Origin of the sequence: Collimonas fungivorans Ter331 (assembly GCF_000221045.1) — a bacterium.
In the GTDB taxonomy this organism is placed as follows: domain Bacteria; phylum Pseudomonadota; class Gammaproteobacteria; order Burkholderiales; family Burkholderiaceae_D; genus Collimonas; species Collimonas fungivorans_A.
Genome location: NC_015856.1, coordinates 5,057,093 through 5,076,356 on the forward strand (window position 1 = coordinate 5,057,093; position 19,264 = coordinate 5,076,356).

Consider the following 19,264-nt stretch of genomic DNA (forward strand, 5'->3'; position numbering starts at 1 on the left):
TTTAGCCGTAGATGGTCTCGGATGGCGACTCGTTGAATTGCCTGCGATAACCCTTGGCCAGCGCGGAGCGGCTGCTGACGCCCCAGCGGCTGGCCGTATCGAAGATCGATGCCCCGGCCCAGTCGCCGTCAAGCAGATCGTTGCGAACCCCGTCCAGCCGCAAGCTGCGAATCACGCTGCTGGGCGACACGCCGATGGATCTCTTGAACGCCAGCTGCAAGGCGCGCTCGGTGACATCGACATGTGCGGCAACTTCGCGCGTGCTCAGATTTGCCCGGTTCAGATTATCGACAATGTAGCGATATGCGCGCCGGTATTTTGCCGGCAGGCGCGCCGAAACAGCATCGCTTGCCGCCGTTCCGCTGTGCGTCCCGCCGTGTGTCTTGTCAAGCGGCCTCACCTCAACCGCCTCCAGGCGCAGGCAGCGCAACGCCTCGCTGGCATATTTCGAATAGAACTGCAACGCCTGGGCCGGATTGCCACGCCGCACCGCAACTTTCGACGAGGCATACAGATATTCGACATTCCAGCGCCGCGTACCTGCCTCTCCTTCAGACCGGTTGATCTTGACCAGGACGCGATCCGCAATGTCGTCGAGCCCGCCAGCCAGCGCCGCCAGTATGACGTCGAGCTTGGCGAGGAAGCCCTGGCCGGCGCCGCCGAAGCGTTGCGGTTCGTCAATTGCGAAAAAAATCCGGTCCGCCGCGCTGGCGTCGCCTTGCACCAGACGATCCAGTAAATTAAGATATTCCCGGCGCTGCAGCAGCAACAACGGCATAGGCGACATGACAGCAGTCTCCTCATGCACATGACGCATACGCGCTGCGCGCTCGCCGGCCGACTGCATGCTGGCGCTGCGCGCAGAAGTCCAGAATGCGTGATCACCCAAGGTCGCAGCGCCGCGGATCTGCAGCTGCACGTCGAATTCCCTAGCCAGCAGCGCGACCAGCAGGCGCCAGCCGGGCTGGCGATGTTCATCGGCCAGCTCCGCGGCACGCAACAGCGCGTCATCCGCCGCAGTCTGGTGGCCGATCTGATGTTGCACCAGCGCGATTCCTAGCAAACCTTCCAGCATATCGCTGGGGCTGGCGGCGTCGTCGTTGCACATGCGCGTAAAACATTTCGCGCTGGCGCTGTAGCGATCGCGCAGCATCAGCTGCCAGCCGGTATTTCGGCAAGACATGATGCGCAGCCGGTCGCCATTGGCTCCGAGCAGTTTTTGGGCGCGACGATATGCCTCTTCGGCATCTTCATCATGGCCAAGCAGCAGCGACGAATCGCCCAATGCTATCAGGCGTGCAATATCGTCAGATGTCAGCTCGCGGCGGCTGCATTCAAGCACGTCGTCGACCTGGCAATAGGCCCGATCGAATGCGCTGTCAAGCAATGCGGTGGAATAGGCGGGAAGTTTGTCTTGCAAGGAAAGCGCCGAAGAGAGCGCGAAATAGACGGTGGAAAACATGAACGTTACTCCAGTGTAGGTTGTCAAGAAAAATCAGACGATCCGTTGCCGGCTGCCGAATGCGTGACACCAGCGACCAGTACATCATAGGCGAAAGCCACTTCGCAAATTTCAACAAACAACATCTGATTCCACAACAATCTTCACTTTTTCAATGTAATTTCCGGCGTCGATTTATCTTGCGAGTTGTCTTGTGAATTACCGACCATCCCGGCGCTTAACGCCCGGCCGAAACCCAGAAATTTGATATCGTTTACAACCTGCCCTGCGAACACCGCCGTCAGCGCGATGACCATCACCAGGCCGACCGCGCCGCGCAGCGGCTGGCTCAGCGAGTTCGGCTCAAGTTTATCTGCCGCGCGGGAAATCAAGCCTATGCCAATTTCAATCAACACCAGCACCAGCATGATTGGCGTACCGAGTTTGGCGATGCCGGTCCAGAGCGAGTCCGTGCGTTGAATCAGGAAAGCCTCGGCGGTGCTCGAGAGCGATGGCATAAGCTGTTCTACCGGCCACCATTTGAATGACTGGAACAAAGCACCGAGTATGAAGATCATGCCGCCGCCAACGTAGAACAAGGTAACCACAAGTTGCATCAGCACTGTCGACACCGGCGTGCTTTGATCGCCGCGCAGCGGATTGCTCATCTGAATATTATTGAACCCGGCCAGATCGTCGATCAGCGTGCCGACGCTCTGCGCGATCCAGAATGCCGTGGCGGCCGAATATCCGAACGCCAGTCCAAGAAAAGCTTCCTTTGCCGTCAGGACCAGCAGCGTCGCGCTATTCAAGCTTTCAAAAGCTTCAGGACTTTGTCCTGCCGTCACGAAATAGGTAAGTAAATAGATGACGCCGTTGCGGGCTATGCCCGGTATCGCCTGATCGCTGGTAGGAGGAAATACGAGAAATACAATCATGATGCGCATGCCGGCGAGCAGCATCATGACAATCAGATTGTGATAAGCCGTGTACAAGGACAGCAGCGTATTGCTCAGAACCGTTAATTCATTCATGGTTATCTGCCTTAAAGGGTTCCAGGAGTTTCGTCGTTGCGGCGAATGCGGAAATGATGCTGTTCACCTTAAGGCACGCCGCGCCAGCAGAGATTCAATGGCTTCCTCATCAGCGTTTTCCTCGCGCCGGCGCCGGGTGTCGTCTTCAATCCGTTTCAATTTTAGCCGGCACTTGTCGAGTGCGGCATCCATGCGGACCAGCTTGGTACGCACTATTGCAACTTTGCGTTCCTGTTTTTCGAGGGTGTCGTGCGCCTGCCGTTCGCGCGCTTGCATGACCTGGACTTCTCCACGCAAATGACCGCGCCAGGCGTCATGGCTTAAATACAGTGCCGCCGACAAGCTTGCGGCGAGCAGTTCTTTCAAGCCGTCTTCATGGATGCGGCTGCGTTCGCAGGCTTGCGCTGTTTCAGCAGCAGCGGCGGCGTGCGCCGCCTCGGCCGCCAGCATGTCTTGCCTGGCAGCTTCGAGTTCATCCTTTGCGCGCTGCTGCCGGCGCATCTGCGCGGCGACGATTGCCCGCCATATTTTTGCGGCGTCAACGCTCATCGCACACCATCAGCTGGAAAATTGCGAAACAATCGCATGGGTATGCGCCCCCGGCGCCTCTTCGTCCGTGCTCTGGATCAGGAATTGCTCGATTGCGTCATGGTGCGAAACAGCCTCGTCGGCCAGCGGATCGGTTCCCTGCTGGTACTCGCCGATCTGCAACAGCAGCTCGATCTCGTTGAACTTCGACATCAGCTTGCGTATCCGCCCCGCGCCGTTGCAATGCGCGCTGCTCGCCACCAGGGTCATTACCCGGCTCAAGCTGTTGAGAACGTCGATCGCAGGATAGTGGTTACGGGCGGCGATAGCGCGCGACAGAACGATGTGACCATCAAGAATGCCGCGCACTTCTTCGCTGACCGGATCGTTGCCCTCCTCATCCTCGGCCAGCACCGTATAAAATGCCGTGATCGAACCGGTGCTGCCCATGCCGGCGCGTTCAAGCAAGCGCGGCAACTCGGCAAAAATGGAGGGGGGAAAGCCGCGCCGGGTCGGCGGTTCGCCAGCCGACAAGCCAATTTCACGTTGGGCCCGCGCAAAACGCGTCAGCGAATCCATCATCAGCAACACACGCATGCCCTGGTCGCGAAAATACTCGGCAATCGCAGTACCTACGTAAGCCGCCTTGGCGCGCTCGATCGATGAGCGATCCGAAGTCGCGCACACCACCACACTCTTGGCCATGCCCTCCTTGCCGAGAATCAGTTCGATGAATTCCCGCACTTCGCGGCCGCGTTCGCCGATCAGCACCACCACATTCACATCGCAGTCCGCGCCGCGGGCCAGCATGCCGAGCAGCGTACTCTTGCCGACCCCGGCCGGAGCAAAGATGCCGACCCGCTGACCTTCGCCAATGGTCATCAAGCCATCGATGACTCGCACGCCGGTGTCAAGCGGTTCTTCTATCATGCGGCGGGTAAGCGGATCCGGCGCAGGCGCAATGACTGAGCGGAATTCCTTGGTCTCGATTGCGCCGAGCCGGTCTAGCGGCTCGCCCAGGCCATCCAGCACGCGGCCCATCAGCGCCGGACCTACCGGCACCGACAATGGCCTGCCCTGCCCGACTACCCGGGTTGAACGCGATAAGCCGACAACGCTGCCGAACGGCGCCAGCAGCGCGAACTGACGGGTGAAGCCGACCACCTCGGCGCGCTGCACCAAGCGCCCGTCGGCTTCGCGCAGCTCGCATAATTCGCCGAGCGTGGCGTCCAGGCCGCCCACTTTCAATAAAGTACCTATGATTTCGACCACCTTGCCGTGCTGCTTGAGCATTGGCGTCGCATCGAGGGTGGCGTCCAGCGTGTCGAGAAAGCTGTCGAATCCGTCCATCATTCCATGCTTTCATGCTGGTCCAGCGTTTCGTCCTGCTCCAGCGCAGGTTCTTCGCGGGATTGCCGGAATTGCGAAGGCGGCTCGGCAACCAGGCCGGCAACAGCACGCCGCAGCGCATCGAGATGCAAGGAGAGGCTGCCGTCGATCACGCCGTAGTCCCACTCGCAGAGGCAGCTGCCCGGCGCCAGATCGACGCGTCCCGCAACTTGCGGATTGACGCCCCATTGGTTGGCGCTGCAGGCTGTGCCGAAGGCTGCTCGTGCGGCATCCAGGTCCTGAGGAGCAACCTGTACAGTCAAAAAGGATGAATCGGCCAGGAGCCGGTCGACGGTTCCGGCAACCTGCGTAAACAGCGCCTTGGGATCCGCGGCGCCCAGCACGCGTTCGACGGCACCCGTAACAATCTGCACGATCCGCTCGCGGGCGGCGCAGAGCAGCTGGTGCTGCGATGCCGCCTGGCGCAGCATGAGGGCGTGCACCTCTTCCAGTCCGCGCCGGCGGCCTGCCGCGTAACCCAGACGCGCGCTATTGTCGAAGCGGCGCTGCGCTGCAGTTTCCAGCGTATCCGCCCGTTGCTGCGCTGCTGCCACGATGGCTTGGGCAGTCGCTTCGGCTTCCGCCAGCAGTCCGGCATAACGCTGTTCGAGCGCGCCATACGCTTGATCGAGGGCTATTACGTTGGCGAGTTCCGCGCTGCGTATCACGTCTACGTCGGGTCCGACGGACGCTTGTTCCGAGCTTAGCCAAATAGCCATTGCATCTCCGGGAAGAACGATCCTAGTTTCGAAAAAAAGCGCGCCGACTCGCCATTGCCGGAAAGCTGGCCTGCCAAACAACGTTTATCCAGGCTTCCGCCCGCGACCTCTGCCATGGCCATGTCGGCAATCTCCTCGGAGGCGAGGGCAAATGCCACCAGCGCGGCAGCCGCCGGGGCCAGCCCGGCATCCTCGGACTGGATCAGTTGCCAGCCATCGGCCGCCAGCGACGCTGCGGTGAACGACGCCGGCAGCGGCGGCGCAGAAGCAGCGACAACCGCATCCTCCCGCTGCAGACACTCCAGAGCGCGTTCTCCAACCGCAGCCAGCAGCTGCTCGCGCTGGCTGCGGGCCACCACCCGGCGCAGACCGGCGCGTGACCGGTACAGCACGCGAGCTGACAATACCTTGCGCAAACCGGCGGCGTCCAGCAGTGCAAGCCGGTTGACGCTCACGCTCAGCTGGTCGGCAGAAACGACACCTGGCAGCCAGACATCGCGCGCGGCTAGCCATGTCTGGACAGCAGCGGGAGTGCAAGCCTGGCGCCAACGCTGGCAATGAAGTTGCGCCTGGCGTGCCGCCTCCTCGCCCACCCTTGTTTCGTATTTGCCGATCCAGGCATGCAGCTGGGCAAGCGTTGCCGGCGCACTTTCGCTTGGACCGTTAATACCGTCGCGGGCATTCAAGACGGCTTGCTCCGCGAAAGCAAAGCCCGCAAGCCACCCGGCGCCAGCTTGCGGAGCAGTCCGTAGCGTCTGGCGGCAAACGCCAGCGCCGCAGCCAGAATTGCCGCCAAAAGCAGTCCTGCTCCTATCAGCCAGGCGTCGCCGGCGTTGCGGCGTAGGGATCTCGCGGCCGGCAAGTCGGCGCCGGCCACCATCGTCACGCTGACGTTGTCATAGGTCAGCCCTTCCACCGCATGCACAACCAGGTTCTTGATGCTCGGCACCAGCGAAGCGACATCGGTGCCAGGCAAATACTTGACGAACACCGCTGCCGACGACGGCTTGACTTCGTTGGCCAGCGGATCGTTATTCGGCAGGACGATCTGGACACTGGCGTAACTGACGCCGTCAATCCGGGAAAGCACCTCCGACAGCTGCTGCGATACCCCGTAGATAAAACGCACCCGCTCTTCGGTAGGCGTAGAGATCAATCCATCCTTCTTGAACATCTCGCCGAGATTTTCGTGCTTCTGATGCGGCATGCCCTGCGATCGCAGCACATTGATGGCTCGCGCAAAGTCCCGTTCTTCTGCTCTCACCGCCCAGCTTTTTCCGCTTTCGTCTTTCTGCTTGGATGCGGGAATGCCGGCGTCGAGCAGCGCCGCCAGCATGTCGTTGGCGTCGGCTTCGGATAGTTGCGCATACAGCTGTTCGCTGCAGCCGCTGATGAGTACGACGCTCAGCAAAGCGATGCAGAGCTTGCGGAGCAACGACGGATAGTGTGGCATCTGGCGCTCCTATTGATTCTTGACCAAGGTCTGGATGGCGCCCTTGCTGCCTTGCGCAAGCGTTTGTCCGAGATACAGCTTGGCTGTCAAAGTAGCAACGTCAAGCTGCACCTTTACCGATTGCGCCACCACTTCTTGCATGCTCATCTTGTCGGCGCCTGCGGCGAAGGCGTCGACCTTGCCGGTCAAGGTCCCCATGGCCTGATCTTGCTGCGTAATCATTTCCGATACCGCGGAAGGTCCCTGGAAGTGCGTCACGCTTTGCGGTGAAAGGCGTGCTTGCTCGAACTTGGCGCGGAATTGTTCGACCAGATCGCTGCGTGGCGCCGGCGTCACCCCGCCCGCGGCCGCCGCGCTTTCCTTGACGGCGCCGGCGCCGCCTTGCATTGCAGGGGTGCTTGAGATCGGTGGCAGTGGTGGAATTGTCATGCTCATATCGATCTCCTTAAGCGCGCAGATGCCGGCGTTGTAACAAAAACTGCAATTGACTCTTATCGATCTGCGCCACGGCCGGCCGCTTCGCCGTCTTGTCGCCTGCCTGCCCCATCAGGGTAGTCATGAGCTCGATCGAGTCGGCATCCTCCTTGCCCGACATGACTTCATTTGCATAGTGACGCCAGGACTCGTCATCTTGATTGGCCAGGCAGATCGCCAGCAGCGAACTGACGTAAGGGCCGAACGAACCTCGCAAAGGCTGCTGTTCAAGCTCCCGCAACAGACGCACGGCGTCGGAGAAACGCTTCTGACGGATCAATATCCAGGCGTCGTACGCGCGCAATTCGATAAAACCCGGCCGCATCAGGTGCACCGCAGCCAGCAGGCGCTCGGTTGGTTCGATATGGTTATGCTTGGCGCCGAACATCAATAGTTCGATCAGCCCCGTTAACAGCTCGTTACTGCAATTTCCCATCTTCATATCCAGCTCCTCGAAGAAAAACCCCCGCACGCCGCCTTGAGAACAGCACGCACCGCGCGGCAGGTAGTAACGGAAGATAAGGCAGCTTCGCCATCGTTGTCGCCGTAGATACGAACCTGCATCGCAACTAGCGAAACATCGCGCCGCAACCTGCCGAATACGGCAAGTTGCTCCTGCTTCGCCTCAGCGCGCATCGGTTCGCATTCACGCCCTTGCCTGCCTCGCGCCGACGCAATAATCGCCCCACACCTTATTTCGGTATACATCCATGTCCGACGAAAAAACCGAAGAGCCCAGTGAGAAGAAACTGACCGACGCCCGGCGCGACGGCGAAACGTCGAAAAGCCAGGATTTGCCATTTGCGGCAATTCTATTCAGCGCGGCGATCGGTTTCTCGCTGGGCGGCCCTGTCATGACGGAACAATTGCGTTTGCTGCTGCGCATGGGGCTCGACGTTGCGAATGCACAATCGGAAAATTTCAGCTATACCGATGCGCTGGTAACTGCCGGCACGCGCGGCTTGGCCCTTTGCCTACCGATAGCGCTGCTGGCCACATTGATTTCGGCCGCCGTGATTGCAGCGCAAGTCGGATTGCAGCTCGCTTTCAAGCCGCTGGAGCTGAAATTCAATTCAATCAATCCGGCATCGGGACTGAAACGGATCTTTTCGATGCGCTCGATGATAGAGCTGGCAAAAACCGTGATCAAAGCTTGCATTCTGGGCGCGGTATTGTGGAAAACCGTGCTGATACTGATGCCATTGCTGATTGGGGTCGTATACCAGCCGATTCTGGGATTGGACAACATCGCCTGGGGCGCTCTGTGCAAGATGCTGGCCATCTCTGCCGTCGTTTTCCTGGTGATAGGCACGGCCGATTTTGCTATCCAGCGCTGGCTGTTCATCCGCGACCACCGCATGAGCAAGGATGAAGTCAAACGGGAGAACAAGGAAAGCAACGGCAATCCGCAAATCAAGCAAGAGCTGCGCAAACTGTCAAAAGAACTTGCCAACGCGCCGCAGAAATCGCATGTGGGACAGGCGAATGTGGTAGTGGTCAATCCGACCCACTACGCGGTCGCCCTGCGCTACGCGCCAGAAGAATGCGGCTTGCCGCGCGTCATCGCCAAAGGCACCGATGACGAAGCGCGCGTCATCCGTGAACTGGCGGCTTTGCATGGCGTCCCGATCGTCGGCAACCCGCCATTGGCGCGCGCGCTTTATCTGGTTGCTCTGGAAGAAACCATCCCCGAACCCCTTTTCGACGCGGTAGCGGCAGTGCTCGCCTGGGTTGACGATATGGGCAAAGGCCACACCACAGCTGTCAATCCAGCTTGAAGGAGATTTACATGAAATCGTCGCGCCTCTTCAATATCAGCGGCGAAGTCGGCATCGTAGCGTTGGTGATGGCAGTCATCGCACTGATGATCCTGCCTTTGCCCACGTTCCTGATCGATATGCTGCTGGGCCTGAATATCACCATCAGCATCGTGCTGCTGATGGTGACAATGTATATTCCCAGCGCCACATCGCTGTCGGCTTTTCCATCCCTGCTGTTGTTTACTACCTTGTTCCGCCTGTCGCTTAACATCGCCTCGACAAAATCGATCTTGCTTAACGCCGAAGCCGGCCACATCATCGAGAGTTTCGGCGAACTGGTGGTCGGCGGCAACCTGGTAGTCGGGCTGGTGGTGTTCCTGATCATCGCGACCGTGCAATTCATCGTGATCGCCAAAGGCTCGGAACGGGTAGCGGAGGTGGGCGCGCGTTTCACTCTGGATGCAATGCCGGGCAAGCAGATGAGCATTGACGCCGACGTCAAGGCCGGCAATATTTCCGTCGACGACGCCAGGCAACGGCGTGCTTTGCTGGCCATCGAGAGCCAGCTGCATGGCGGCATGGACGGCGCGATGAAATTCGTCAAGGGAGATGCGATCGCCGGCCTGGTCATCACCATGGTTAACATCCTCGCCGGCATGGTGATCGGCGTCAGCTACCATGGCATGAGCGCAGGCGAAGCTGCCAACCGCTTTTCCGTGCTTTCCATCGGCGATGCGATGGTTTCGCAAATTCCCTCCTTGCTGATCTCGGTCGCGGCCGGCATCTTGATCACGCGCGTGGCCGACGAACATAGCCGGCCGCGCTCGCTAGGCATGGATATCGCATCGCAGCTGTCAACCAATTCGAACGCCTTGTTCAGCGCTTCGGCCATGTTATGCGGGTTCGCATTGGTGCCTGGCTTTCCGACCACCTTGTTCCTGGTGTTGGCGGCTGCCATCTTCGCCGGCGGCTATAGCTTGCGACGCAAGCAGCAGCAATCCAAGCCCGATTCCGGCACCGAGCTCTCCGCTCTGCTCACCGATGGCGTCAAAGGCGGCGCGCCCAGCATTGCGCAGCACGCTCCGGCGTTCGCCGTTCCGTTATCCATACGCCTATCGAAAAAGCTCAGCGGCCGGCTCGCCGAGGCGGCCTTGAACCAGGCCCTGAACGACATACGGCTGCGGCTGGTGGAAGAACTCGGCCTGCCTTTTCCGCGCACCGCCGTATGGACCGCCCACGACCTGCCCGGTCTGTCATACCAGATCCTGCTGCAAGAGGTGCCGCTGGCGCCGGTAGAGATGCCGGAGTCGGTCAGCCAGCGCGAAAAGGCGTTGGCAGACGATGTGTTCGATTCGCTGCGGCGTGAAGCGCATCTCTTCGTCGGGCTGCAAGAAACGCAATGGATACTGGACCGCGTCGGCGCCGAGTATCCAGGCCTGGTCGCCGAGGTGCAGAAAGTCTCGACCGTGCCGAAGATAGCGGAAGTGTTCAGACGCCTTCTCGAAGAGCAGGTACCGATCCGGAATATCCGGGCGATCCTGGAAAGCCTGGTTGCATGGGGCGCCAAGGAAAAGGATGTTCTGATGCTGACCGAATACGTGCGCGGCGATCTGGGCCGCTTCATCGCCCACCGGGCGACGGCAGGCACCGGAAAAATGCAGGCGATCATGCTCGAAGCCGATGTCGAACAGACTATTCGCCAGGCCATCAAGCCCACTCCGGCCGGCAATTTCCTGACACTTGAACCGCAGCAAATCGATGCCCTGCTGGAGTCGGTCCAAAGCGCCATCGGCAACGAACCGGCGGCTGGCCTCGCGGTCGTTACCGCAATGGATATCCGGCGCTACTTCCGGCGCATGATCGAACAAGGCTTTCCGGCGCTGCAGGTGTATTCATTCCAGGAACTGGGAGCGGATGTCGAGCTGCAGCCGGTCGGCGTGGTCAATCTCTAGCCATGGATAACCGCTTCCGGCAGGCGCGCGAATTGCGGGTCCTGCGGCTTTCTTCTGAACATCCGGATAACACGCCAAGCAAGCCGGCGCGCCAGCGGACAACGCGTTTCGCTACGCTTCTCGGCGCCGCCCGGCAGGAGCTGACAGACGGCGCCCGGGCCGGCGCCGAAGATAGATCGATGGATGACGACGCCGACCAGCGCGACGAAGCTCCGCCGGGCATGCCGCACCAGGACAGCCGGGCGGCGCCGGCTGCCGAAGCGACGGCTGGCAACGACGCAGAGCGGGATGGACTCGCCGCTCTGCGCGCGCACATGATCCGGCAATGCTCGCAGGCAGCGGAGGCTGACCTGGTCGTTGAGCATCTGGCCGAACGCGTCGCAAATTTCTGCTCGTCGCCTGCGGTCAAGAGAGGCGGAACCTGGGAAGTCGCCATCGTGCTCAATCCGGCCATCCTGCCTGAGACCAACCTGCATTTAAAACTTTCGCCATTCCGGCTGTCGCTTCGCTTCGAGTCCAATGATGCACGGGCCAATGACTTAATCTGCCTGAACACGGATGCATTGCTGCGGCGTCTGCGTTCCCGGCTCGACGCCAGCTTCGATATCGATGTCGAGACGGCCTGAGCTTTCAAAAAAGAGACGGATCCTTATGCATAAGCAAGTCACGGAAAAAGTCAGGGCAACACCGATCGCTGATCGCTTGCGCTCATATCCGCCAGCACTGGCCAGCCTATCCCGAGGTGTATTCGATGCGCGCAGCACGATGCGCATTGCAGCCAGCGCTGCCGGCATCGAATTGCGTGCAATGCCGGCGGCATCGATGAGCTTCAAGCGCGCTGCAACGCTGCGCCTGGATTCCTCCCACGGCGTACTGACCGCACTCATTGACCTGTCCGGCCATCCGGCGCTTGAAGCGATCGCGCTCGACAGCGACCGTCAAAGGAGCACCGCGTTGGCCAACCTGTGGCTGGCGCCACTGCTCGAAACACTGGCGGCCAACGGCTATCCGCAGCCAAGCGTTGCGGAACTGACACTGACCGGCGCATCGACGGCGATACAGGGGCTGACATTTGGATTCCGGCTCGCAGCGACAGAGACTTGCCCTGGAGTTGCTGAGGTTGCCGTGATCGTCGATCTGCCGCTGCCGCTGGCGGCCCTGCTCGAGCGGCAATGGCTGGCTGCACCCGGCGCAGCGCAAGCATTACCCGCTGCACTATCCCTGCCCACCCATCTGCGGCTGCGCAGCCGCCATTGCAGCCAGACATTGCTCACTTCTTTACGCTGCGGCGACATCTTGCTCGGCTGGCAACCGCGCGGAAACCACATACGCGGCGCAGCTATCGACAACGTCACGCTGCGCTGGGGCGTCGGCAACGGCTGGTGCGCTACCGCACAGGCAAGCGTCGCGGCACACACCATAACCCTGGAGAACAAACCTATGACGACCTACAATCTAGACAACGACCAGCTTGCGGAACGGGAAGTGACGGAAGCTGCAGAGCAGATCGATGTCGGACAGCTTGAGATCCCGGTCCATCTTGAGATTGTCACGCTTAATTTGCCGATAGCGCAAATCGCCGCGCTGGAATCCGGCTGCATCCTGGAGCTCCCAGTGCCGGTGGACGACGCCCAGATCCGGCTGGTTTCGCATGGCCAGGTTCTGGCGTTTGGCGAACTGGTAGCAGTCGGCGGCCAGCTAGGCCTGCAAATCCACCGCATGGCAGAACGCAATGACCGGCTCTCCTGATATTGCGTCGCTGCTGATCGCAGCGCTTGCCCTCGCCATCTTGCCGTTCGCCGCGATGGTGGTGACGTCTTATACGAAGATCGTCGTGGTGCTCGGTCTACTCCGCAACGCTCTCGGCTTGCAGCAAGTGCCGCCGACTTCGGTGCTGAACGGCGTTGCCATCATCATTTCATGCTTCGTGATGGCGCCGGTCGGCATGGAAGCTGTCAAGCACGCGCAGCTATCGAGCGAACAAACCGCCGGATCGCAGATCATGCCGTTGTTCGATGCCGCGCGCGAGCCGTTTCGCACCTTTTTGCGCAAGCATACATCGGAACGCGAGAAGGCGTTTTTCATGCGCTCGGCCCGCCAGATATGGCCGCCGGAGCGAGCCGCGGAGCTGAAACCGGACGACTTGATCGTACTGGCGCCGGCGTTCGTATTGAGCGAACTGACCGCGGCTTTCAAGATCGGCTTCCTGCTATACCTGTGTTTCATCGTGATCGATCTGGTGATCGCCAATGTACTGATGGCATTGGGATTATCCCAGGTCAATCCGAGCAACGTCGCGATTCCATTCAAGCTGCTGCTGTTCATATCGCTGGACGGCTGGTCCACCTTGGTCCACGGACTCATATCCACTTATCGGTGAAGCCATGGAATACGACGCAATCACCCACATGACGACGCAGGCGTTGACGCTGGCCCTGCTGGTATCCCTGCCGGTTGTCGGCATTGCCGCAATCACCGGCCTGGTAGTGGCTTTTCTGCAGGCGATTACCTCGCTGCAGGATTCCAGCATTTCGCAGGGCATTAAAATGATAGTCGTCACGGTGGTGGTGGTTATCAGCGCGCCATGGGCCGCCGCCGCGATCCAGAACTATGCGCGTTCGGTGTTCCAGGTGATCTTTCCATGAGCATCACACGTATCGGCAGCTGGGGCAACCTGAGCCAGGTGGAAGATGAGGAGCAGCCGATCCAGCTTCCGATTCCCGGCCATCATCGCCACCGGGCTTCTGCCCTGCGCGCCAGGCGGCAGTCGGCGCGGCGCGGCGCCAGCAGCGATCCAGAGCAGCTGGAATCAGGCGCCATGAGCGACGATTTGCTGATGATGCTGGAAGAGCATACCTCTTCGCAACGGAAAAAACTCAGCACCGTAAATCTCCGCCAATCCGGCGAAGATGGCAGGCCGTCCGACCGCGACCAGCGCGAAGGCCGCCGCGACAGTGCCAGCCATGCCGGGCACATGCAATTTCACGCCGCGGACGCGGCGCGAGTTATCGACACCATGCGGGTCGCCAAGCATCCCATCCGGGAAGAGGCCTCGTTGCTCGACACCTGGCCGTTGCCGCTCGGCGCCAAGTTGCCGTTGCAGGCCCAGGCGGCTGCCGAAACGGCATTGCTCGGAGCGCGCGACAACCTGGTTTCCGGCAAGGCGCAATCAGGCACAACCTACAGGATTCTGGCAATCATGCGCGAATTTTTGCAAATGCCGGTTGCAGCGCGCGCGCAGCCAACTACCTTGCACATGGTGCGCGACCGCCTGGTGGCGCTGATAGAAGCGGGAAAGCAGCCTGCATCGGCAGCAATTAAAGCCGGCGATCCGTCTTCCGCAATCCAGATGGTTCGATCCGGCCCGGCGTCCCGCCGAGCACGCACTCCTGCCGAGGAAACCATGAGTCTGCTGTTGCCGCTGCTGTTGCTGAACCTGTCCCGCAAGCGCACAGACATGGAACGCGCGACCGGCATTGCGAAACTTTCCGCACTTATCCAGCGTGGCCGAGGATGGTAGTCAAGTTCGTTCGCAAGCCAATGAATTCGCGCCTCGGCCTGTGGCCGGCAAACCGCACAGATAGACTTGCATCAAAGCAGTAAGGTGGAAAGCGGCAGCAGCCAGATCGATCCCGATTCAACAGCCGAACAAGAGAGTTAGTCCATGAATAAACAGATTCGCGTATTGACTGGTCATCACTCCGGAGCAGTGATCAATCTGGCCATTGGCGATACCACGGTCGGCTGCGACGCCGGGTCTGAAATTCAAATCTCGGACTGGGACGCGCCGGCCATGTTGCTTACGCTGGATGAACAAGGCAAGGTGGCGATAGGCATATCGAATGGCAGCGAGCAGCAGGTTCGGCTTGAAGATTTCGAACCTCGCAGCTTCAGCGATATTGTTCTATGTGCAGGACCTGCAGACGAAACATGGCCGTCCGACATCAGCTTGCTGCGCCTGGTGTGCACTCGGCAAACCGATCAGCAAGCCGTTGCGGAAAGTTCTCCGGACCAGGCGCCGGCAGCTCGGCATCCAGTCAAGGCCGTCCCCGTCTGGGCGCGCCACGCCACCATCAGCTGGCTGGTTTTGGCCTCGTCGCTGCTGGCGGCCGTGACAGCCACCGCAATGATCGTGCCCGGCGCGAATCCGCTGCGGAGCGGCGTTCTGCCACCGCCGCAAGCATCGCTGGAAAGACTGAAACTGGCTGTCGCGCACCTGAACCAGGACGGCCTGACCATTAGCGAGCAAGACGGCGTGCTTAACGTCAGCGGCATCGTCCAGCAGGAAGCTGCCGCGGCCATGGTCTATCAGGCGGCGCATGCCGTCGCAGCAGGGCATTTGAAGTGGAACGTCAGGGCGGCGGACGAAGTGGTGCGCGATCTCAAGGAATCACTGCGCACCCCTGACGTAAATGTGCAATACAAGGGCAGCGGCGTGTTTGCAGTGACAGGAACCGTATTGCACCCTGAGGCCGTCCACAAAGTTGTCGAACAATTTCGCGCCGATCTGGGGCCGCTGGTCAAACAGGTCGATGTCAATGTCATGCGTGCCGACGAAATCGCGACTGCCAAGGATATCGGTTCCGCGCTGGCAGTCGACGGCCTGCAATATTTCGCGTCGAGCGACGGCACGAAAAGCTTCGTTTCGCCGCAACGCGCTTCGCTCCGCTTCCAATGAGGTAATTGCAATGTACGAATATATGACAGAACCGCTGATCAAAACTTTAAACGCGCTACCTAAGTTAGCCGGCGATCCAGCCCATTCCTCCGAATTGAATGCGGTCGCTCAGGCGCTGGAACAGATGGCGCTCAGCGCCGCCGAGGCCAACCGGGCCAGCGCAGATCCGAGCGAGCGCCAGACCGGCGGCGTAATCGTGGATGGATTGAGAGCGGCAGCCGAATTATGCCGCAATGCAGTAGAACAGCTTGCGTAATGTTGATCAGTCTTCAGTGCCATGCGGCTGCATTGCATGGCATCGACCCAGTTTTGTGTAGCGCCCATACGGGAATTGCACATTTTAACCGGGCTCCTTACGGAGCCCATCTAGCCCGCTTCGAGATCGAAGCATGTTTTTCATCAAGGAGAATCAAAATGGCAGGAGCAATCGCAGGTCTGGACACAGGTGCACAAATCGCTGAAATCGAAGCAGCAGCGGCAGCAGAAAACGCCATCAACCTGGCCAATACCTTGGCCAAGGTCCATACCATGGGCCTGAAGGCTGCAAAAGACATCGTCGGCTAATCAACGTAGCAAGCGGCCGACGCCTTTAAGGCGTCGACCAAGTTCTTTTTAATCACACCACTTTCATCAAGGAGAATCAAAATGGCAGGAGCAATCGCAGGTCTGGATACAGGTGCACAAATCGCTGAAATCGAAGCAGCAGCGGCAGCAGAAAACGCCATCAACCTGGCCAACACCTTGGCCAAGGTCCATACCATGGGCCTGAAGGCTGCAAAAGACATCGTCGGCTAATCAGCGTAGCAAGCGACCGATGCCTTTAAGGCGTCGACCAAGTTCTTTTTAATCTACACCACTTTCATCAAGGAGAATCAAAATGGCAGGAGCAATCGCAGGTCTGGACACAGGTGCACAAATCGCTGAAATCGAAGCAGCAGCGGCAGCAGAAAACGCCATCAACCTGGCCAACACCTTGGCCAAGGTCCATACCATGGGCCTGAAAGCTGCAAAAGATATCGTCGGCTAATCAGCGTAGCAAGCGGCCGACGCCTTTAAGGCGTCGACCAAGTTCTTTTTAATCACACCACTTTCATCAAGGAGAATCAAAATGGCAGGAGCAATCGCAGGTCTGGACACAGGTGCACAAATCGCTGAAATCGAAGCAGCAGCGGCAGCAGAAAACGCCATCAACCTGGCCAATACCTTGGCCAAGGTCCATACCATGGGCCTGAAGGCTGCAAAAGACATCGTCGGCTAATCAGCGTAGCAAACGGTCGGCCGGCACTCGTGGGAGTGTCGACCAGCCTCTTTTTCGATCTGCACCGCCTCTCTCAAGGAGCATCAAAGTGAAAAAATCAGTCCTTACAGGCATACATGCAAGTGCGCAAATCGCTGAAATTGAAGCGGCAGCCTGCGCAGAAAACGCCATCAACCTGGCTAACACTCTAGCTAAAGTCCACACGATGGGTCTGAAGGCCGCCAAAGATGTCGTCGGCTAATTTTCAGGCACGGCCGATCTTCTTTGACATGTCGGCCATTTTTTTAAATGCAAAGCTCTAATCCGAGGGCGCCACAATGTCTGCCATCACCGGTCTGAATACAGATAAACAAATGGATATCATCGAAGCTGCCGCTGCGGCGGAGAACGCCATTGATCTGGCCAATACTTTGGCCAAAGTCCATACGATGGGCTTTAAAGCCGCCAAAGATATCGTTGGCTGACGGCCGGCTGCCTGCTTGCTGCTGTTCCGGATACCTGCCAATTTCCTTGACGAGATGCCATTTCGTATTTTGTCGAGCCCCCAGTTTCCAATTTCTCTTGGTGTAAATTTATGAGCCTCAAACGCCGCGACGAATTGATTCGAGATCTGTGTGCGATTCGGCAAATTGCCGACGTCGATGGGGCGGTAAATTCAGGCTTGCTCGAAATTGACAGCTTCGAAGTGGCAATCGATTATTTCGACGACGACCCCAAAGCCATCTACGCCAATTTTCAATTGGGCATCGTCACGGCCGGCCGTACGCTGCGTATCTTCAGGTTGCTGCTGGAAGCCAACCTTGCGGTCTATGCGCAAGACCAGGCGCAGCTTGGACTCGAGGTAGATACCGGCGGCATCGTGCTGATCAGCCGCATTGCCTTGGACGATGAAATCGATGGGAAATGGCTGGTCGACCTCATCGATCACTATCTTGAGCATGGCCGTTACTGGCGCGACAACATGTTCCAGGCGCGGGACGACATGTTCGAAAATATCGCCTCTGGCGAATATGTCTGGATTCGTGCCTGACGGCTTCATTTCGCATTGCGCTCATCGTACTTGCTAGCCGTTGTCGTTTCCTGATAGCCCGTTGTCATCCTGTCGTCATCTGCTTCGCTATTTTCCGACTAAATTCGCCGCCGGCTTCTCAATAGCCGGCTTCCGGCCGCGAGAATGTAATGTCATCACATCATGGAGTAAAAAATGGAAGTCACCAGAAGCGCACCCGCAACATCCCAGCATATCGATACCGAAACAGCTGCAGAACAGCAAACCGCCAGCGCCGCACGCCGCAGCGGCAGCAGATCGCCAACCCGGGAATCGCTGCCCGGACTGGACTCGCTTTCCGGCAGCGGAAAGAAGGTAGCGAGCAGCAACCTTTTCGGCAGTAAAGGAAGCAGCTCACTGCCGGCTCCGGCAACTGAACCAGCGCCCCGGAAGCACGGCAGCTATAAAGGCGGGGTCAGCACTGCCGCGCTTGCAACGCATCTGCAGAACGCATTTACCAACATATCGCAGCTCGATGCCAAGATGGATGAAATGGTAGCCAAGGGTAAATTTACGGTCACAGAAGCAGATACAGTCATTAAGAGCCAGATGCAGACATGGTTGAAAAAGCCGGGGACCGAAGCTGCGCTCCATACGCAGGCAACCCAGAGTTTCACTCATAAAATCGGCAAAGAAGATTTATTTCCCGGATGCATTCTGGTGCGCAAGGAAAGCATTCCGGAATCGAAGGCGCACGCGTTTTCCCTGGGACTGCAAATGGTGCCCGATCTGAATGGCATCGAGAACAATCAAGGCGACGATAACTGTTTCCACATCATGATGTGGGCGCACGATCAGCATAATCCGGTCAAGACGGAGCTGGATGGAAAAGGCGAGGCAGAACAACTGGAAGCGCGCGGCGGACTCGGTACATCGAACACCATGCGTGTGCAGGCGTCCTCGATACAGGAAGGCCAATACTGGGTCTACAAACCCACCGACAGGAATGTGGGCGACTGGGCGGCCCAGGCGGGTCAAATGTGGCAGGACGTCCCTTATAGCAAAACCATCCTGGGCACTTCGATGAAACCGGGCGACAAATTTACAAAATTTACCGATGCGGCCCAGAAGGATATCCTGCGGGTGGCGTCGGATCCCTTCACCCATGCGCCGCCGCAGGCGCAGCCCTCGGATGGCGTCCATTTCCTGTCCATGACACCGAAAGAACGTACCCCGGGAGAAATTTGCTCTAGCGTTGCCGTGCGCTTGTATCAGGCGGCGCATGCCCAGATTGCGCTGGCCAATCAGGTGGAAAAAAACCAGGAATTGCCGACCGACGACGAAGCAGAGGCAATGCTGGAAAAAATCGTTTCCGAATTCACCGGATTGATGGCCAATAACGCGGAAGGCGTTTCCCCCAAGAGCGTCGAGCATTTCTGCAAAGTCGGCAAGACGGCGGAAGGCGAACCACAATTTAATTTCCTTGGCGTATTGACGGTAGACGCCAAGGACGTCTTGTACCCGGAGGCCAGGTACGACTCTGAGAACAACAGGATTCCCGCAGCGCCGCGCTAATTGCGTCATCGCGAT

26 protein-coding genes are annotated in these 19,264 nt (G+C 59.0%); 17 read left to right on the forward strand and 9 right to left on the reverse strand.

All coding sequences use genetic code 11. The features are described from left to right. Position 1: 1 nt before the first annotated feature. The 9 genes from CFU_RS22555 to CFU_RS22595 all read right to left on the reverse strand — a co-directional run bounded on the left by CFU_RS22555 (position 2) and on the right by CFU_RS22595 (position 7,480). The gene (locus tag CFU_RS22555) at positions 2-1,462 is read right to left on the reverse strand and encodes a helix-turn-helix transcriptional regulator (protein WP_041742764.1); all 1,461 of its coding nucleotides are present in this window, start codon (positions 1,460-1,462) and stop codon (positions 2-4) included. Between the two features lie 143 nt (positions 1,463-1,605). Next, positions 1,606-2,475, reverse strand: coding sequence for a type III secretion system export apparatus subunit SctT (sctT, locus tag CFU_RS22560; protein WP_014008307.1), 870 nt, complete (start codon positions 2,473-2,475; stop codon positions 1,606-1,608). 63 nt (positions 2,476-2,538) lie between these two features. After that, on the reverse strand, positions 2,539-3,024 hold the full coding sequence (locus tag CFU_RS22565) for an HrpD protein (RefSeq protein WP_014008308.1): 486 nt from the start codon (positions 3,022-3,024) through the stop codon (positions 2,539-2,541). A 9-nt stretch (positions 3,025-3,033) separates the two neighbouring features. Further along, positions 3,034-4,356, reverse strand: a complete 1,323-nt coding sequence (sctN, locus tag CFU_RS22570) for a type III secretion system ATPase SctN (protein WP_014008309.1) — start codon at positions 4,354-4,356, stop codon at positions 3,034-3,036. Beyond that, a complete protein-coding gene (gene sctL, locus CFU_RS22575) occupies positions 4,353-5,111 on the reverse strand; it encodes a type III secretion system stator protein SctL (RefSeq protein WP_014008310.1) in 759 nt (252 codons plus the stop codon). Before sctL ends, sctN begins: the two co-directional genes overlap by 4 nt. Next, a complete protein-coding gene (locus CFU_RS22580; protein WP_014008311.1) occupies positions 5,096-5,797 on the reverse strand; it encodes a type III secretion protein HrpB4 in 702 nt (233 codons plus the stop codon). Before CFU_RS22580 ends, sctL begins: the two co-directional genes overlap by 16 nt. Then, a complete protein-coding gene (gene sctJ, locus CFU_RS22585) occupies positions 5,794-6,564 on the reverse strand; it encodes a type III secretion system inner membrane ring lipoprotein SctJ (protein ID WP_014008312.1) in 771 nt (256 codons plus the stop codon). The genes CFU_RS22580 and sctJ overlap by 4 nt, the downstream gene beginning before the upstream one ends. Positions 6,565-6,573: 9 nt before the next feature. Further along, the gene (locus CFU_RS22590; RefSeq protein WP_190275196.1) at positions 6,574-6,993 is read right to left on the reverse strand and encodes a hypothetical protein; all 420 of its coding nucleotides are present in this window, start codon (positions 6,991-6,993) and stop codon (positions 6,574-6,576) included. Positions 6,994-7,009: 16 nt separating this feature from the next. Next, positions 7,010-7,480, reverse strand: a complete 471-nt coding sequence (locus CFU_RS22595; protein ID WP_041742767.1) for an HrpB1 family type III secretion system apparatus protein — start codon at positions 7,478-7,480, stop codon at positions 7,010-7,012. A 268-nt stretch (positions 7,481-7,748) separates the two neighbouring features. Here CFU_RS22595 and sctU point away from each other — a divergent pair, with 268 nt between their 5' ends. The 17 genes from sctU to CFU_RS23525 all read left to right on the forward strand — a co-directional run bounded on the left by sctU (position 7,749) and on the right by CFU_RS23525 (position 19,249). Then, positions 7,749-8,816 (forward strand): type III secretion system export apparatus subunit SctU, encoded by a 1,068-nt coding sequence (sctU, locus tag CFU_RS22605; RefSeq protein ID WP_014008315.1) that lies wholly within the window; start codon positions 7,749-7,751, stop codon positions 8,814-8,816. A gap of 11 nt (positions 8,817-8,827) precedes the next feature. After that, positions 8,828-10,750 carry an FHIPEP family type III secretion protein gene (locus tag CFU_RS22610; protein WP_041742770.1) on the forward strand — a complete coding sequence of 641 codons (1,923 nt, stop codon included), beginning with the start codon at positions 8,828-8,830 and terminating at the stop codon, positions 10,748-10,750. 2 nt (positions 10,751-10,752) lie between these two features. Beyond that, positions 10,753-11,376 (forward strand): type III secretion system protein SctP, encoded by a 624-nt coding sequence (gene sctP, locus CFU_RS23515; protein WP_014008317.1) that lies wholly within the window; start codon positions 10,753-10,755, stop codon positions 11,374-11,376. Between the two features lie 25 nt (positions 11,377-11,401). Then, entirely contained in the window at positions 11,402-12,499 is a 1,098-nt protein-coding gene (gene sctQ / locus CFU_RS23520) for a type III secretion system cytoplasmic ring protein SctQ (protein ID WP_190275197.1), read from the forward strand. Beyond that, the gene (gene sctR / locus CFU_RS22625) at positions 12,483-13,130 is read left to right on the forward strand and encodes a type III secretion system export apparatus subunit SctR (RefSeq protein WP_014008319.1); all 648 of its coding nucleotides are present in this window, start codon (positions 12,483-12,485) and stop codon (positions 13,128-13,130) included. The genes sctQ and sctR overlap by 17 nt, the downstream gene beginning before the upstream one ends. 4 nt (positions 13,131-13,134) lie before the next feature. Next, positions 13,135-13,395 (forward strand): type III secretion system export apparatus subunit SctS, encoded by a 261-nt coding sequence (gene sctS / locus CFU_RS22630; protein ID WP_014008320.1) that lies wholly within the window; start codon positions 13,135-13,137, stop codon positions 13,393-13,395. Continuing rightward, complete coding sequence (locus CFU_RS22635; RefSeq protein WP_014008321.1) at positions 13,392-14,270, forward strand: hypothetical protein; 879 nt, start codon at positions 13,392-13,394, stop codon at positions 14,268-14,270. Before sctS ends, CFU_RS22635 begins: the two co-directional genes overlap by 4 nt. Positions 14,271-14,414: 144 nt before the next feature. Then, positions 14,415-15,428 (forward strand): HrpD5 family protein, encoded by a 1,014-nt coding sequence (gene hrpD5 / locus CFU_RS22640; protein WP_014008322.1) that lies wholly within the window; start codon positions 14,415-14,417, stop codon positions 15,426-15,428. Between the two features lie 10 nt (positions 15,429-15,438). Next, on the forward strand, positions 15,439-15,684 hold the full coding sequence (locus CFU_RS22645) for a hypothetical protein (RefSeq protein ID WP_041742774.1): 246 nt from the start codon (positions 15,439-15,441) through the stop codon (positions 15,682-15,684). Positions 15,685-15,842: 158 nt separating this feature from the next. After that, positions 15,843-15,992: a hypothetical protein gene (locus tag CFU_RS24980; RefSeq protein ID WP_014008324.1), complete on the forward strand. Its 150-nt coding sequence runs from the start codon at positions 15,843-15,845 to the stop codon at positions 15,990-15,992. An 81-nt stretch (positions 15,993-16,073) separates the two neighbouring features. Continuing rightward, a complete protein-coding gene (locus CFU_RS24985) occupies positions 16,074-16,223 on the forward strand; it encodes a hypothetical protein (protein WP_014008324.1) in 150 nt (49 codons plus the stop codon). A gap of 82 nt (positions 16,224-16,305) precedes the next feature. Further along, the gene (locus tag CFU_RS24990) at positions 16,306-16,455 is read left to right on the forward strand and encodes a hypothetical protein (RefSeq protein WP_014008324.1); all 150 of its coding nucleotides are present in this window, start codon (positions 16,306-16,308) and stop codon (positions 16,453-16,455) included. Between the two features lie 81 nt (positions 16,456-16,536). Further along, positions 16,537-16,686 (forward strand): hypothetical protein, encoded by a 150-nt coding sequence (locus tag CFU_RS24995; protein WP_014008324.1) that lies wholly within the window; start codon positions 16,537-16,539, stop codon positions 16,684-16,686. A gap of 88 nt (positions 16,687-16,774) precedes the next feature. Then, on the forward strand, positions 16,775-16,927 hold the full coding sequence (locus CFU_RS25000; RefSeq protein WP_190275198.1) for a hypothetical protein: 153 nt from the start codon (positions 16,775-16,777) through the stop codon (positions 16,925-16,927). A 76-nt stretch (positions 16,928-17,003) separates the two neighbouring features. Next, on the forward strand, positions 17,004-17,150 hold the full coding sequence (locus CFU_RS25005) for a hypothetical protein (RefSeq protein WP_014008325.1): 147 nt from the start codon (positions 17,004-17,006) through the stop codon (positions 17,148-17,150). Positions 17,151-17,260: 110 nt separating this feature from the next. Beyond that, positions 17,261-17,716 carry a CesT family type III secretion system chaperone gene (locus CFU_RS22650; protein ID WP_014008326.1) on the forward strand — a complete coding sequence of 152 codons (456 nt, stop codon included), beginning with the start codon at positions 17,261-17,263 and terminating at the stop codon, positions 17,714-17,716. A 174-nt stretch (positions 17,717-17,890) separates the two neighbouring features. After that, positions 17,891-19,249, forward strand: a complete 1,359-nt coding sequence (locus CFU_RS23525; protein ID WP_014008327.1) for a hypothetical protein — start codon at positions 17,891-17,893, stop codon at positions 19,247-19,249. The last annotated feature ends 15 nt before the right edge of the window (positions 19,250-19,264 follow it).

Excerpts from the sequence above, each read along its gene's own strand:
- CFU_RS24995 (WP_014008324.1), top strand. The coding sequence starts at position 16,537 with ATGGCAGGAGCAATCGCAGGTCTGGACACAGGTGCACAAATCGCTGAA.
- sctS (WP_014008320.1), top strand. The coding sequence starts at position 13,135 with ATGGAATACGACGCAATCACCCACATGACGACGCAGGCGTTGACGCTG.
- sctU (WP_014008315.1), top strand. The coding sequence starts at position 7,749 with ATGTCCGACGAAAAAACCGAAGAGCCCAGTGAGAAGAAACTGACCGAC.
- CFU_RS22595 (WP_041742767.1), bottom strand. The coding sequence starts at position 7,480 with ATGAAGATGGGAAATTGCAGTAACGAGCTGTTAACGGGGCTGATCGAA.
- CFU_RS22555 (WP_041742764.1), bottom strand. The coding sequence starts at position 1,462 with ATGTTTTCCACCGTCTATTTCGCGCTCTCTTCGGCGCTTTCCTTGCAA.
- CFU_RS22650 (WP_014008326.1), top strand. The coding sequence starts at position 17,261 with ATGAGCCTCAAACGCCGCGACGAATTGATTCGAGATCTGTGTGCGATT.
- sctJ (WP_014008312.1), bottom strand. The coding sequence starts at position 6,564 with ATGCCACACTATCCGTCGTTGCTCCGCAAGCTCTGCATCGCTTTGCTG.
- CFU_RS22590 (WP_190275196.1), bottom strand. The coding sequence starts at position 6,993 with ATGACAATTCCACCACTGCCACCGATCTCAAGCACCCCTGCAATGCAA.
- CFU_RS25005 (WP_014008325.1), top strand. The coding sequence starts at position 17,004 with ATGTCTGCCATCACCGGTCTGAATACAGATAAACAAATGGATATCATC.
- CFU_RS22645 (WP_041742774.1), top strand. The coding sequence starts at position 15,439 with ATGTACGAATATATGACAGAACCGCTGATCAAAACTTTAAACGCGCTA.
- sctN (WP_014008309.1), bottom strand. The coding sequence starts at position 4,356 with ATGATGGACGGATTCGACAGCTTTCTCGACACGCTGGACGCCACCCTC.
- sctT (WP_014008307.1), bottom strand. The coding sequence starts at position 2,475 with ATGAATGAATTAACGGTTCTGAGCAATACGCTGCTGTCCTTGTACACG.
- CFU_RS23525 (WP_014008327.1), top strand. The coding sequence starts at position 17,891 with ATGGAAGTCACCAGAAGCGCACCCGCAACATCCCAGCATATCGATACC.
- sctR (WP_014008319.1), top strand. The coding sequence starts at position 12,483 with ATGACCGGCTCTCCTGATATTGCGTCGCTGCTGATCGCAGCGCTTGCC.
- CFU_RS24985 (WP_014008324.1), top strand. The coding sequence starts at position 16,074 with ATGGCAGGAGCAATCGCAGGTCTGGATACAGGTGCACAAATCGCTGAA.
- CFU_RS22610 (WP_041742770.1), top strand. The coding sequence starts at position 8,828 with ATGAAATCGTCGCGCCTCTTCAATATCAGCGGCGAAGTCGGCATCGTA.
- hrpD5 (WP_014008322.1), top strand. The coding sequence starts at position 14,415 with ATGAATAAACAGATTCGCGTATTGACTGGTCATCACTCCGGAGCAGTG.
- sctP (WP_014008317.1), top strand. The coding sequence starts at position 10,753 with ATGGATAACCGCTTCCGGCAGGCGCGCGAATTGCGGGTCCTGCGGCTT.
- CFU_RS24980 (WP_014008324.1), top strand. The coding sequence starts at position 15,843 with ATGGCAGGAGCAATCGCAGGTCTGGACACAGGTGCACAAATCGCTGAA.
- CFU_RS22635 (WP_014008321.1), top strand. The coding sequence starts at position 13,392 with ATGAGCATCACACGTATCGGCAGCTGGGGCAACCTGAGCCAGGTGGAA.
- sctL (WP_014008310.1), bottom strand. The coding sequence starts at position 5,111 with ATGGCTATTTGGCTAAGCTCGGAACAAGCGTCCGTCGGACCCGACGTA.
- CFU_RS24990 (WP_014008324.1), top strand. The coding sequence starts at position 16,306 with ATGGCAGGAGCAATCGCAGGTCTGGACACAGGTGCACAAATCGCTGAA.
- CFU_RS22565 (WP_014008308.1), bottom strand. The coding sequence starts at position 3,024 with ATGAGCGTTGACGCCGCAAAAATATGGCGGGCAATCGTCGCCGCGCAG.
- sctQ (WP_190275197.1), top strand. The coding sequence starts at position 11,402 with ATGCATAAGCAAGTCACGGAAAAAGTCAGGGCAACACCGATCGCTGAT.